This is a genomic window from Rhizobium sp. CF080 (assembly GCF_000282095.2).
Classification (GTDB): Bacteria; Pseudomonadota; Alphaproteobacteria; order Rhizobiales; family Rhizobiaceae; genus Neorhizobium.
The window spans coordinates 431,247-444,725 of sequence record NZ_AKKC02000002.1 but is presented as its reverse complement, the minus strand read 5'-3'; the positions used below and the strand labels follow the sequence as shown (position 1 = coordinate 444,725).

The window sequence follows — 13,479 nt, the reverse complement described above, 5'->3', positions numbered from 1 at the left end:
GGCCATTGACGACCAGCCGCCGCTGCCCCACTACTTTCTGATATACGGAACTTGGCACACCGGGAGGATGGAAGGTGTTCCACGCAAGCATGAACTTCGCGCTCGGCGAGGAGGTCGATGCCGTTCGCGACACGGTCCACCGTTTCGCACAGGAAAAGCTTGGTCCCCGCGCCGACGAGATCGACCGCAGCAACGAATTTGCCCGCGACCTCTGGCCGGAACTGGGTGCGCTCGGCCTGCTCGGCATCACCGCCGATCCGGATTTCGGCGGCTCCGGCCTCGGTTATCTTGCCCATGTGGTCGCCGTCGAGGAACTGGCCCGCGCCTCGGCCTCGACCTCGCTCAGCTACGGCGCCCATTCCAATCTCTGTGTCAACCAGATCAACCGCAACGGCAATGCCGAGCAGAAGGCGCGCTACCTGCCGAAACTCTGCTCGGGAGAGCATGTCGGGGCGCTCGCCATGTCCGAGCCGGGTGCGGGTTCCGACGTCGTGTCGATGAAGCTCCGCGCCGAGAAGCGCGGCGACCGCTATGTCCTGAACGGCAACAAAATGTGGATCACCAACGGCCCGGATGCCGATGTGCTGGTGGTCTACGCCAAGACCGATCCTTCGGCCGCCTCGAAGGGCATCACCGCTTTCCTCGTCGAAAAGGGGTTCAAGGGGTTCTCGACCGCCCAGAAGCTCGACAAGCTCGGCATGCGCGGCTCCAACACCTGCGAACTGGTGTTTGAGGATTGCGACGTGCCGGCCGAAAACGTCATGGGTTCGGAAGGCGGCGGCGCCCGTGTCCTGATGTCCGGTCTCGATTACGAACGCGTCGTGCTCTCCGCCATCGGCATCGGCATCATGCATGCCTGCCTCGACGTGGTCATGCCCTATGTCCATGAGCGAAAGCAGTTCGGCCAGCCGATCGGCGAGTTCCAACTGATCCAGGCCAAGGTCGCCGACATGTACACGGCGATGAATTCCGCCCGGGCCTATGTCTATGCGGTGGCCGCCGCCTGCGATCGCGGTGCGGTGACGCGGCAGGATGCCGCCGCCTGCTGCCTCTACGCCTCCGAACAGGCGACCCAGCAGGCGCTGCAGGCAATCCAGATCCTCGGCGGCAACGGTTATATCAACGACTTTCCGACCGGCCGGCTGCTACGCGATGCCAAGCTGATGGAAATCGGCGCCGGCACGTCGGAAATCCGCCGCATGCTGATCGGCCGCGAGCTCTTCAAGGAAACCGCCTGATGGCTGTCATCCGGTCGCAGGTCAACCTCAGGAGCGAAGCCGCCGAAGCCAACCGCGCCGCCATGCAGGCGAAGATTGCCGAGGTCGAGGCGGCCGTTGCGCTCGCCGAAGCCGGCGGCGGCGAGGAGGCGAAGGCAAGGCATGTGAAGCGCGGAAAACTGCTTCCGCGCGAACGCATAGCCCGGCTGCTCGATCACGGCTCGCCTTTCCTGGAGGTCGGCGCCACCGCGGCGCACGGCCTTTACGGCGGCGCCAGCCCGGCGGCCGGCATCGTCACCGGCATCGGCCGCGTCGAAGGCCGCGAGGTGATGATGGTCGCCAACGATGCCACGGTAAAGGGCGGCACCTATTACCCGATGACGGTCAAGAAACACCTGCGCGCCCAGGAGATCGCCGAGGAAAATCGGCTGCCTTGCGTCTATCTGGTCGATTCCGGCGGCGCCAACCTGCCGAACCAGGACGAGGTGTTTCCCGACCGCGATCATTTCGGCCGCATCTTTTTCAATCAGGCCCAGATGTCCGCCAAAGGCATCGCCCAGATCGCCGCCGTCATGGGTTCCTGCACGGCGGGCGGCGCCTATGTGCCGGCGATGTCCGACGAGGCGATCATCGTCAAGGATCAGGGCACGATCTTCCTCGCCGGCCCGCCGCTGGTGAAGGCCGCGACAGGCGAGGAAGTCTCGGCCGAGGACCTCGGCGGCGGCGATGTCCACACAAGGCTCTCCGGTGTGGCGGATCATCTCGCCCGCGACGACGCCCACGCTTTGGCGCTGGTTCGCCGCGCCGTTGCCGGCTTGAACACCCGCAAACCCGAAACCTTGGTGCTGGCGACCCCCGAGGAGCCGCTTTACGACCCGGAAGAAATCGCCGCGATCGTCCCGTCGTCGCTCAGCACGCCCTACGACATCCGCGAAGTGATCGCCCGGCTGGTCGACGGCTCGCGTTTCGAGGAGTTCAAGGCACGGTTCGGCATCACATTGGTCTGCGGTTTCGCGCACGTCTTCGGCATCCCCGTCGGCATCATCGCCAACAACGGCGTGCTGTTTTCCGAAAGCGCCCAGAAGGGCGCGCATTTCATCGAACTCTGCTCGCAGCGGAAAATCCCGCTCGTCTTCCTGCAGAACATCAGCGGCTTCATGGTCGGCCGCAAATACGAGGCGGAGGGCATTGCCAAGCACGGCGCCAAGCTGGTGACCGCGGTTGCGACCACCTCGGTGCCCAAGGTCACCATATTGGTCGGCGGCTCCTTCGGCGCCGGCAATTACGGCATGGCCGGCCGGGCCTATTCGCCGCGTTTCCTGTGGACCTGGCCGAACAGCCGCATCTCGGTGATGGGCGGCCCGCAGGCGGCCGGCGTGCTCGCCACCGTCCGACGCGACGCGATCGAACGCGGCGGTAAAACATGGAGTGCGGACGAGGAGGTTGCTTTCAAACAGCCGGTGCTCGACCAGTTCGAGGAGCAGAGCCACCCGCTTTATGCCTCCGCAAGGCTCTGGGATGATGGGATCATCCATCCGGCCAGGACGCGTCAGGTCCTGGCTCTCAGCCTCTCCGCCGCGTTGAATGCGCCGGTTGAAGAGACACGCTTCGGCGTGTTCCGGATGTGAGGGGCGGATGATGAGTTTCTTAGTTCCTTCCCACGATCTGTTCGGTGATATCGTGCGAGGCCGGCACCGTGGTCGTTTCTTCCCCCTTGCGGGGAAGATGTCAGCGGAGCTGACAGATGGTGGTGGTGCCAGGACCTCGACGTTGGCATGCGCCGAACCACCCCCCTCTGTCGCCTCTGGCGACATCTCCCCCGCAAGGGGGGAGAAGGGGAGTTCGTTGCGCCCGCCGAGGACCGGCCGATGCTGAGAAAAGTCCTCATAGCCAATCGCGGCGAGATCGCCTGCCGCATCATCCGGACCTGCCACCGGTTGGGCATCGCCACCGTCGCCGTCTATTCCGACGCCGATCGGGATGCCCTGCATGTGTCGCTTGCCGGCGAGGCGGTCCATATCGGCCCGTCCCCCGCAGCCGAAAGTTACCTGCGCGGCGATACGATCATCGAAGCGGCGCTGCGGACAGGCGCCGATGCCATCCATCCCGGTTATGGGTTTCTCTCGGAAAACCCGGATTTCGCCGACGCGGTGACATCCGCGGGCCTCCGGTTCATTGGCCCATCGTCCGATGCGATCCGCGCCATGGGCCTGAAGGACGCCGCCAAGGCGCTGATGGAAAAGGCCGGCGTGCCCGTCGTGCCGGGTTATCACGGCGCCGAGCAGGATCCGGATTTTCTCTTAGGTGAGGCCGACCGCATCGGTTTCCCGGTCTTGATCAAGGCGCGCTCCGGCGGCGGCGGCAAGGGCATGCGGCGGGTCGAGGATGCCGAGGCTTTCAAGGAAGCGCTTGCCTCGGCGCAGCGCGAAGCGTCGGCCGCCTTCGGCGATGCCGCCTGCCTGATCGAGGCATATATCACCCATCCTCGCCACATCGAGATCCAGATATTCGGAGACGACCACGGAAATGTGGTGCATCTCTTCGAACGCGACTGCTCTCTGCAGCGCCGCCACCAGAAGGTGATCGAGGAAGCCCCGGCGCCCGGGATGTCCGACGAGATGCGCACCGCCATGGGCGAGGCGGCGGTGAAGGCGGCGATGGCGATCGGTTATTCCGGCGCCGGCACGATCGAGTTTATCGCCGATGCTTCCGAGGGGCTGAAACCAGACCGTTTCTGGTTCATGGAGATGAACACGCGCCTGCAGGTGGAGCACCCGGTCACCGAGGCGATCACCGGCGTCGACCTCGTCGAATGGCAGCTGCGCGTCGCGTCCGGCGAGCCCCTGCCGCGCCTGCAGGACGAGCTTTTCATCAGCGGCTGGGCCTTCGAGGCGCGGCTTTATGCGGAAGACGCCGAGCGAGGCTTTCTGCCCGCCACCGGTCGGCTCACCCATCTCGACCTGCCGGACGAACTGGCGCGCGTGGATAGCGGCGTGCGCGCCGGCGACCGCATCTCGCCTTTCTACGATCCGATGATCGCCAAGATCGTCACTCGGGGTGCGGACCGCCAGACGGCGCTCTCGCTGCTGTCGTCCGCCCTTTCCGAGGTCCGCGCCACCGGCGTCACCACCAATGCCGCGTTCCTTCGCCGGCTAACGATCCAGCCCGATTTTACCGAAGGCAGCCCTGATACCGGCCTCATCGACCGCCATCTGGCCGAATTGACGATCGGACGGGCTGCGTCTCGCGAGGCCATGGCGCTTGCCGCCCTGAAGCTTTCCGGCGCACTCGAGCCGAAAACCGTCAGCGATCCCTGGGGCCGCTTATCCGGGTTCCGGTTATGGTCCGAAGCGTCCGATTTCGTCGAACTGGATTATCGCGGCCAGCATGTCCCCATATCGTTCGGATCGATCGGGGAGGGCGCCTATGCGGCCATTGTCGACGGCAAGCCGGTCGATTTCGGCCTTTCACGCTTGGGTGACGACGCCTATCTGCTGGAGATCGACGGCCGCAAACGCCGTGTCCATCTCGTGTCCGGCGAACATGACGTGACGATCTTCGGCGACGGCGAAAGCTGGCACTTCGGCCTCATCGATCCGCTCGCCGGCGAGGACGAGATTACCGGCGGCGGCGATCGCATCTTCGCTCCCATGCCTGGCCTCGTCAAACTCCTGCGCGCCACGCCGGGAATGGCAGTCGCGAAGGGCGAGACCCTGGCCGTCATGGAAGCGATGAAGATGGAGCTGACGCTGTCCGCGCCCCGCGACGGAACGGTCGCCGAAGTCCTGGTGCCGCAGGGCGAACAGGTGATCGAAGGCGCCGTGCTGCTGATCCTGGAGCCGGAAGATGGAGAGCCCGAGGATGGGGAGCCGGAAGATGGCTGACTTCGTCCGCATCCACGAAATGGGCCCGCGCGATGGCCTGCAGAACGAGAAGCGGCTCATTTCCACCGCCGACAAGATCCGCCTCGTCGACCTGCTCTCCGCTTGCTGCTTCGAAAAGATCGAGGTGACGAGCTTCGTGCGCGCCGACTGGGTGCCGCAGATGGCAGACGGCGCCGAGGTCATGGCCGGCATCGTCCGCCGCCCTGGAACGCTGTACACCGTGCTGACGCCGAACGTGCGGGGCTATGCGGCGGCGGTCTCGGCCAAAGCGGATGAAGTCGCCGTCTTCGCCTCGGCGTCGGAAGGTTTCAGCCACCGCAACATCAATTGCAGCATCGCCGAAAGCTTTCAACGGTTCGCGCCGCTGATCGACAGCGCCCGCCGCGACGGCATCCCGGTCCGCGCCTATGTCTCCTGCGCCGTTGATTGCCCCTTCGACGGCCCGACGCCGCCGGCGCAAGTTGCACGGGTGGCTACCGAGCTTCATGCGCTCGGTTGCAGCGAGGTGGCATTGGCCGATACGATCGGCACCGGTACGCCGGACCGGGTCGCCGCCATGCTCGATGCGGTGCTTGATCTGATGCCGGCGACACGTCTTGCCGGGCATTTTCACGACACCAATGGCCGGGCGCTCGACAACATCACCGTCTCGCTCGAAAAAGGTCTGCGCGTTTTCGATGCCGCGGCGGGCGGGCTTGGTGGCTGTCCTTACGCTCCGGGTGCGGAAGGCAATGTCGCAACCGGCAAGACGGTCGATCATCTGCATACGCTGGGTTTCGAGACCCGTATCGACCGCGGCCTGCTGGCCGAAGCGGAAGATTTCGCCAGGAGTTTGAGAGGAGCGCGCTGATGGGCGCTTACGACACGCTGACATTGGAACGGGATGACCGCGGCGTCGTGACGCTGACACTCGCCCGGCCCGAAAAGCACAATGCCATGAATGCGCGAATGATTGCCGATCTGGCGGATGCGGCCGGCAAGCTTGCGGCCGACGAGGCGGTGCGCGTCGTGGTTCTCGCATCCGCCGGCCCCACCTTCTGTGCCGGGGCCGACCTGCAGTGGATGCGCGATCAGGCGGCAAGAGACCGTGCCGGCAAGATCGAAGGTGCCACGGAACTGGCGTTGATGCTGAAGGCGCTGGATGATCTGCCAAAGCCGCTGATCGGCCGGGTGCAGGGCAATGCCTTCGGCGGCGGCATCGGCCTGATGGCCATCTGCGATATCGTCATCGCGGCCGAGAATGCCCGGTTTGCACTCACCGAAACCCGGCTCGGGCTGATCCCGGCGACGATCGGCCCCTATGTCGTCCGGCGCATCGGCGAAGGCCATGCCCGTCGCCTGTTCCTCAATGCCCGACGCTTCGATGCGGTGACCGCTCGCGAGATCGGACTTGTTTCCGCCGTCCGTCCAGCCGACGAACTCGACCTGGCAGTCGAGGAAGAAGTTGCCGCATTCCTCGATTGCGCTCCGGGCGCCGTCGCCAGCGCCAAGAGCCTCGTTCAGAATCTCGCCCGCCAGACGATCGAAGATCCGGTCGCCTACAGCACGGGCCTGCTCGCCGATCGTTGGGAAAGCACCGAAGGCCACGCCGGCATCGACGCTTTCCTCAACCGGCGACCGATGCCCTGGATGCCCCTGAAGGGAGGCGAGGATTAGAGCCTCGGACTGCGGGAAGGGAGATGATCCGGGGACCAATCGTGGGTTACTGTTTCGGGATGCCGGCTTTCTGGATCACGTCCGACCATTTCTGGATGTCGGCCTTCAGGCGGCCACCGATCTCCTCGGGCGTGCTGGAACGGGCTTCGACGCCGAGATCCGCAAAGCGCTTCTGGAGAGCGGGGTCGGCCAGCACTTCGACAAGCGTGGCGTTCAGCTTCTTGATCGCTTCCGGCGGCGTGCCTTTGGGTGCGAAGATGGCATTCCAGGAGGTCACGTCGAAGCCTTTGACGCCTTCTTCCGCGGCGGTCGGAACGTTCGGCGAGAGGCTGGAGCGTGTCGGTCCGGAGGAGGCGATGGCGGCCGCCTGGTTCTGCTGCAGCGCAGCTTTCAGCGCCGTCTGGCTGTCGATGATGACGTCCAGTTCGCCGCCGAGCAGCGCGACCTGGAGATCCGGCGTGGCCTTGTAGGGCACGATGGTGAAATCGATCCCGGATGTCGATTTGAAGAGTTCCGCGGCCAGGTTCTGGCTGCTGCCGACATTGATGGTTCCGACGTTGAGCGCGCCCGGCTTGGCTTTGGCGGCTTCCAGAACATCCTTGAGGGATTTGAATTTGCCGCCGGACTTGGTGACGAACACGAAATCGAAATAGGCAAGGCTCGATACTGGTACGAAATCGGCGACCGGATCGAATTGCAGGTTCTTGAAGAGCGGTACGCTGATCGCGGTTCCGTTCGAGAGAAGCGCGAGCGTATAACCGTCCGCCGGGGCGTTCAGTGCCGCCCGTGCCGCGACCGAACCGCCGGCACCCGGCTGGTTCATGATCACGATCTGACGGCCGAGCTTCTTGCCGAGCGACTCGGCCACCAGGCGTGCCGTGATGTCGGCGATCCCGCCGGGGCCGAAAGGCAGCACAAGCGTGATGTCCCTCGAAGGATAGGCGTCCTGCGCAAGGGCGCCGGTCGGCAGCATCAGGGTCAGGGCGACGGCCAGAGATTTCATCCATCGTGCCGGCCGCCCGAATCGTCCCGCTGACCTCTCCGTAGTTGTGCAATCCATTCTTTCCTCCTCCTTGTAAGGCCGCTCAGGCGGCGAAACCGTATAGACGTGCGGGATTGTCGACGAGCAGCCGCCGCCGATCCTCTTCCGCCAGCGCGAACCTGGGCACGAGATCCACGAGATCAGCCTCGTCAACCGGCTCCTTGAGGTTCGGATGCGGGAAGTCGGTACCCCAGAGGCTCCGCTCGGGGCTCGCCTTGACCAGCGCTTTTGCGAAAGGCACCGCCGTATCGAAGGGAAAACGGGAAATCCGCTCCGACCCGCAGACCTTGATCCAGCAGTTTTCCCGCCGTACCAGGTCCAGCAGCGTCTGAAACGCCGGCTGGTCGGTGCCGAGGCTGGTGTCGACGCGCCCCATGTGATCGATGACGAAGGGGACCGGCAGGCGGGCGATCATGTCGGAAAGCGGAACGATGTCGCTCCCGTCTAGATGCAGCACCACATGCCAGCCGCGACCCTTGATGCGGTCGATCACCCGGTTGAAGACGTCCAGGTCCGGTGCCCCGCCGAGATGGCGTACGAAATTGAACCGCACGCCGCGCACGCCGCCGTCGTCGAGCGTCTGGTAGGCGCGGTCGTCAAAACTGTCGTCGACGATCGCGACGCCGCGGTAACGATCCGGGCGCCAGGCGATCGCGTCGAGCATGGCGTGATTGTCGGTCCCGTGGCAGCTCGCCTGAACGATGACGGCGCGGGCGATGCCAAGCCGCTCGTGGAGCTTTGCCAGCGCCTCTTTCGGGGCATCATCCGGCGTATAGCTGCGGTCGGGCGCATAGGGGAAAACGGCTCCCGGACCGAAAACGTGGCAATGGGCATCGCAGCTGCCGTCAGGCAACAGGAAGTCCGGCTTCCGCCGTGCAATGCCAGCCCCGTGACCGCTCTCCTGCCGATCTTCGTTCATTCTTCTTCCCTCATGTAAGTCAGGCGCGCTCGGATTGCCTGGTTTCGACGCCGAGGCTTCGAAAGCTCGCATAGCTCGCCTCGACGATTTGGTTGACGGCGGCTTCCCGATCGTTTCCGTCGACCGTGCCGCCCGAAAGACGCGTCACGCGGTCCGGATTGATCAGAGCGTAATAGAGCGATCCGAGCAGGAACTGGCTGCGCCAGACGAGCCCGCTCAACGGCGCGCCGGGAACGCAGTCGGCCAGAGCCTTGAGAAAGGCACGGCTCGTCTCGTCGAACGCGTCCGCGATGATCGCCTGGGCGTCGGGGTTTCCTTCCGCCGACAGCACCGCCCGCATCCGGGTGAATTCGGCACCGCCGCCATCGCCCTCGGACGAGGAAACGAAAGCCGGCACGACATAGGCGCGCAGGATGGCCATCAGCCGCTGATCCGCATCGCTGATCCGCAGCGCCTCGCCCAGCAGTTCGCGGCGGCGGGCGTTCATCGGCACCGTGTGGCGCTCGTAAACCTCCCGCAGCAATTTCGCCTTAGAGCCGAAATGGTAGGTGAGGCTGCCGACATTGGCGCCGGACGCCTTGGCGATATCCCGCAGCGACACGGCATTGTAGCCACTGCGAGAAAACAGGGTCACGGCGTTTCTGAGCAAGGCTTCCCTCAAATTCGGGCGCATGGAGATCCATAGTCAATTGTCCGCGCAATTTGTACAGTTGTACAAATTGCGCGTCAATCGAAAACAGCGCGATGAGGGCGGAGATTGTTTGAGGTGGGAATTGGTCCCTAAAAAACCAATTCCCACACCGGAAGCGGGCTAGTTCTGCGGCACCATGAAGCCGTTGAAGAATGCCGACAGCTCGGCATATCCGTCGAGCGGCAGCACATGCGCGACATACTGGTCCGGCCGCACCAGGACCATGCAGCCCTGTTCCCGATCGATGCCGCGCATGTCGAAGATATCGTGGCCGCCCCTGAAGTCGGGGCAGAACATCTTCTCGTAGTCGCAGAGCCCGTAGCGCCCCTTCCGGGGCAGGAGGAAGGCTGGCATGGTGTCTACGGCGAGCGTGCGATGGGCCTGCTGGAAGACGGCGCGGACATCGATCACCGAGTCGATGTCCTGGCCGGTCGGCGTATGTCTCTTCACCGGCGAGGCGGGGGAGTCCGCCAGGAAATCGCAAAGCGCCCGCAGCCGCGAAGATGGCTGGGCACGATCCTCCGCCCCGGCAAAGGCATAGATGCGCCAGCGGCCGTCGGCTTTCGCGGCATGGCCGAGTTGCGTAGGCCTGGCATCGACCAGCCGGATCACCGGCGCCGAATGGAACCGCGTACCGATCGTCAGCCCCTTGGCGAGATGCTGATGGGTCGCTTCGCCGGTCAGCACCGACGGCGTGTAGCGGGTGGCTGTGCCGGCCGTATAACGCCCGGACCGGACGAAATATTTCTGGACTTCCGCCGGCTCGACGCCTTCGCCATCCGGATTGTCGGGGGATTTCAGCGGCGCGCTCAGCATGGCCGACCATTCGCGGTCGAAGTCGATCAGTTCCTTGGCGATGGTCTGGCGTTCGGCGGAATAGCTGTGCAGCAGTTCGGGCCTGCTCCGTCCCTGCAGGACGGCCGCCAGTTTCCAGCCGAGATTGAACCCGTCCTGCATCGAGACATTCATGCCCTGGCCGGCTTTCGGGCTATGCGTATGGCAGGCGTCACCGGCAATGAACACGCGGGGCAGACGCTCTCCGATCGCGTCTTCGGCCACGTCATCGAACTTGTCGGTAAGGCGCTGGCCGATCTCGTAGACCGACCACCAGGCGACCTCCTTCACCTCGAACGTGTGGGGATGCAGGACACGCTGCACGGCCGCGATCAGCTTGTCGACGGTGATGTTCCGGCTCGCGACCCGCTCGTTTTCGTTGAGTTTGTCCATCTCGACATAGATGCGGACCATGTAGCCGCCCTCGCGCGGGATCAGCACGATGCTGCCTTCGCCGGCGGACTGGATCAGCGCCTTGAGGCGGATGTCGGGAAAACTGGTGACGGCAAGCACGTCCATGACGCCCCAGGCGTGATTGGCGGAATCGCCGTGCAGCGCCCGGCCGATCGACTTGCGCACCGTGCTGCGCGCCCCGTCGCAGCCGACCACGTAACGGGCCTTGACGATCTCGACCTCGCCTTCGTGGGAGGGATCGAGACGCTCCAGCCTTGCGGTCACCGGATAGTCGGAGGCGGCGGGGTCGGTCTCCAGATCGATCAGGCGCCGCGAATAATGCGGTTCGAGCCTGGTCGGCGATTTGCGCATGACGTCGAGGAAGAAATCCTGCACCCGCGCCTGGTTGAGGATGACATGCGGGAATTCGGAAAGCCCGTCCTCCGTGTCGTCGATCCTCCCGCTGCGGACGATGTTCTCGCGCTTCAAGTCGTCGGGCTTCCAGAAAGAGGTCTCGTTGACCCAGTAGGATTCTCTCAGCACCCGCTCGGCAAAGCCAAAGGCGTGGAACATTTCCATCGTGCGGCAGGCAATGCCGTCCGCCTGGCCGCGCAGCAGCGGGCCGGATCTCTGGTCGACGATGCAGGTCTTGATGTCGGAAAAGGCCGAGAGCTGTGCGGCAAGCGTCAGGCCCGCCGGCCCGCAGCCGACGATCAGCACATCGACTTCGGTGGGAAGCGGTCCTTTATCAGCCGGAGCGCTGTATCGATCCTCCAGGTGAAAGATTTCCGGGTCGCCGGGCTCGAACCCATTCAGATGGAATTGCATGGAACCAGTTTCCTCCGCATGTTTCTTGATGGCGTCCGCGGAAATGGATTCGGCGGATCCAATATTGATCAGTATGCTGATTATCAGTACACATGTCAAGCTTGCGATGGTTTTGGAGAGTTCGGTGAAAGACAACGATGATATGCCGGGGCATCTGGCCCGCCGGTTCCAGCAGATCGCCGTGGCGGTCTTCCACGCCGAGGTCGATCAAGCCGGCTACGATCTGACACCTGTTCAATACGCGGCGCTCGCCGCGATCAGCACCAATCCCGGGATCGATCAGGTCACGCTGGCCGGGCTGATCGCCTATGACCGGACGACGATTACCGGGGTCGTCGACCGGCTGGTGCAGAAGGGTCTGCTGGTGCGCAATGCCAGCACCAAGGACCGGCGCGCCCGCGAGCTGCAGATCACCGACGATGGGCGAAAGACCCTCGACGGAATAGCGCCGGCGGTGGAGGCGGCGCAGGAACTGATGCTGCGCGGCCTGACGGCAGCAGAAGCCGACGAACTGCTGCGGCTTCTGCGCAAGGCGATCGCCGCCGGCAACGAACTGAGCCGGGCGCCGCTGCGCGAAGTTCCCGAGGCCGGCCAGGGCAGGCCGGTCAAGTGACCCGCTATCGACGCCGCTGCGGGCAAGGCCGCCCGGCTGCCGGGCAAGCCGCACATCCAATCCCGTTTCGTTAACCTTTTGTTGACCATATTCCCCGAGCCTTGCCATCCACGCATCACGCGTTCGGTCCGGTTACAGCAAGGAGAAGAGCATGACGCTCGTGACATTGCCCAACAAGATCATGCGAAACAGCCATCACACGCTTCTGGTCATGCGCGACGGCGGCACATGCCAGGCCGTCTGCGTGGTCAACGACGGCAGGATCGGCGATGTGCGTTCGAAACTGGGTCTCATCGAAACGATCGCCAGCAGCAAGCTCGATCACGGCGAGGTGGCTTTCGACGGGCGCGTCTGGATTACCCATTCCGACATGCCGCGCCCGCTTCATGCAGGCCGTCACTGACAAAGGCTGGAGCTGGCAGGACGGCATGGTAATTCCTTGGCGATCCTCGGTTTCTTTTCGTCATCCTCGGGCGACCCTCGGGTTTAACCCGAGGGCGAGGATCGGACGGGGCGCTGAAAGCCGCCTCGTAAGGTAAGTAATAAGTGACACCTCTCAGCGCCCCGCTCGGCGGTTGATATCCGCGACTTCGGTCCCTCTGCGATGACAGGGGTTGTGGGAACGGTTGCGTGCCTCTCCTGGAGAGGGCGTCACGCACGCTCTCAGGTTACGATGCCGCAGGCCATGACTGCCGCCCGGCATCGTCTTCCACCTGCGCCGCACAATCCGGGTTTTTGAAAAAAACCTCGGACGCCGCACGGCGCGGCCCCGATCACCCTGTGTGCCGCACAGGGTGATCGGCGCTCCATGATGGAAAACGAAACGAGAAGTCGGTCCGACAGCTTCTCACCCGTCCCACGTCGCCGGAGGGAGACCATTTTCCGCGAACCCGGACCGTGAGATTTTGCGTCTCACCCTCACGACCCGCGCCTGTCCCGCCTCGCCGGCACGCCTGCCGGTGTATCCGTGACGGAACGGGGGGATTGTAGGCACGGGTTGGGAAGGCGGGGATGCGATGGAGGCTAAGTGTTTGATGGGCTGGCGGGGAGGTGTCGAATGTGCCCGGATAGGTCGACATCTGGAGGGTGGATCCTCGGGTCAAGCCCGAGGATGACGACGGAGAGGTGGGGCAACGGAGTCCAAAACAAACGTCGAGAATTTCTTACTCATGCTGTTGGTCACCTTGGCACTACCTCCAACGCCGTCATCCTCGGGCTTGACCCGAGGATCCAGCTACCGTGCGTCCTACACGGCGAGAGACACGTCACGCCGGTCGCAGGTTATCAGGAGTATTCCGACGGCCACCGACGCGGCACCGGATTCATGTCACAGCGACAGAAATGTGAGCATGCCGTCCCGCGGCGTCTCCCCTCTGCGGGAGAAAGCCATATCCGGCCCCCG

General features: G+C 64.2%; 11 protein-coding genes. 7 read left to right on the top strand and 4 right to left on the bottom strand.

What is annotated here, in order from left to right; translation table 11 throughout:
- Positions 1 to 89 precede the first annotated feature (89 nt).
- From PMI07_RS03375 to PMI07_RS03355, 5 genes are all read left to right on the top strand, one after another.
- Complete coding sequence (locus PMI07_RS03375) at positions 90 to 1,238, top strand: isovaleryl-CoA dehydrogenase (RefSeq protein ID WP_280949762.1); 1,149 nt, start codon at positions 90 to 92, stop codon at positions 1,236 to 1,238.
- Positions 1,238 to 2,845, top strand: coding sequence for a carboxyl transferase domain-containing protein (locus tag PMI07_RS03370; RefSeq protein WP_024163522.1), 1,608 nt, complete (start codon positions 1,238 to 1,240; stop codon positions 2,843 to 2,845). The genes PMI07_RS03375 and PMI07_RS03370 overlap by 1 nt, the downstream gene beginning before the upstream one ends.
- A 240-nt stretch (positions 2,846 to 3,085) precedes the next feature.
- Positions 3,086 to 5,101, top strand: a complete 2,016-nt coding sequence (locus tag PMI07_RS03365) for an acetyl/propionyl/methylcrotonyl-CoA carboxylase subunit alpha (protein ID WP_024163521.1) — start codon at positions 3,086 to 3,088, stop codon at positions 5,099 to 5,101.
- The gene (locus tag PMI07_RS03360; protein ID WP_007757946.1) at positions 5,094 to 5,951 is read left to right on the top strand and encodes a hydroxymethylglutaryl-CoA lyase; all 858 of its coding nucleotides are present in this window, start codon (positions 5,094 to 5,096) and stop codon (positions 5,949 to 5,951) included. Before PMI07_RS03365 ends, PMI07_RS03360 begins: the two co-directional genes overlap by 8 nt.
- Positions 5,951 to 6,757 carry a crotonase/enoyl-CoA hydratase family protein gene (locus PMI07_RS03355; RefSeq protein WP_007757945.1) on the top strand — a complete coding sequence of 269 codons (807 nt, stop codon included), beginning with the start codon at positions 5,951 to 5,953 and terminating at the stop codon, positions 6,755 to 6,757. Before PMI07_RS03360 ends, PMI07_RS03355 begins: the two co-directional genes overlap by 1 nt.
- 46 nt (positions 6,758 to 6,803) lie before the next feature.
- Here the strand turns inward: PMI07_RS03355 and PMI07_RS03350 are convergent, their stop codons facing one another.
- From PMI07_RS03350 to PMI07_RS03335, 4 genes are all read right to left on the bottom strand, one after another.
- Complete coding sequence (locus PMI07_RS03350; protein WP_037085122.1) at positions 6,804 to 7,760, bottom strand: tripartite tricarboxylate transporter substrate-binding protein; 957 nt, start codon at positions 7,758 to 7,760, stop codon at positions 6,804 to 6,806.
- Between the two features lie 82 nt (positions 7,761 to 7,842).
- Complete coding sequence (locus tag PMI07_RS03345; protein ID WP_007757940.1) at positions 7,843 to 8,718, bottom strand: amidohydrolase family protein; 876 nt, start codon at positions 8,716 to 8,718, stop codon at positions 7,843 to 7,845.
- Between the two features lie 19 nt (positions 8,719 to 8,737).
- A complete protein-coding gene (locus PMI07_RS03340; RefSeq protein WP_007757938.1) occupies positions 8,738 to 9,391 on the bottom strand; it encodes a TetR/AcrR family transcriptional regulator in 654 nt (217 codons plus the stop codon).
- Positions 9,392 to 9,529: 138 nt separating this feature from the next.
- Positions 9,530 to 11,464 carry an FAD-binding monooxygenase gene (locus tag PMI07_RS03335; protein ID WP_007757936.1) on the bottom strand — a complete coding sequence of 645 codons (1,935 nt, stop codon included), beginning with the start codon at positions 11,462 to 11,464 and terminating at the stop codon, positions 9,530 to 9,532.
- A 124-nt stretch (positions 11,465 to 11,588) separates the two neighbouring features.
- Between PMI07_RS03335 and PMI07_RS03330 the strand changes: the two genes are divergently transcribed.
- Both PMI07_RS03330 and PMI07_RS03325 read left to right on the top strand, forming a co-directional pair.
- A complete protein-coding gene (locus PMI07_RS03330; protein ID WP_037085464.1) occupies positions 11,589 to 12,077 on the top strand; it encodes a MarR family transcriptional regulator in 489 nt (162 codons plus the stop codon).
- Positions 12,078 to 12,228: 151 nt separating this feature from the next.
- Positions 12,229 to 12,480 carry a hypothetical protein gene (locus tag PMI07_RS03325; protein ID WP_007770498.1) on the top strand — a complete coding sequence of 84 codons (252 nt, stop codon included), beginning with the start codon at positions 12,229 to 12,231 and terminating at the stop codon, positions 12,478 to 12,480.
- Positions 12,481 to 13,479 lie beyond the last annotated feature (999 nt).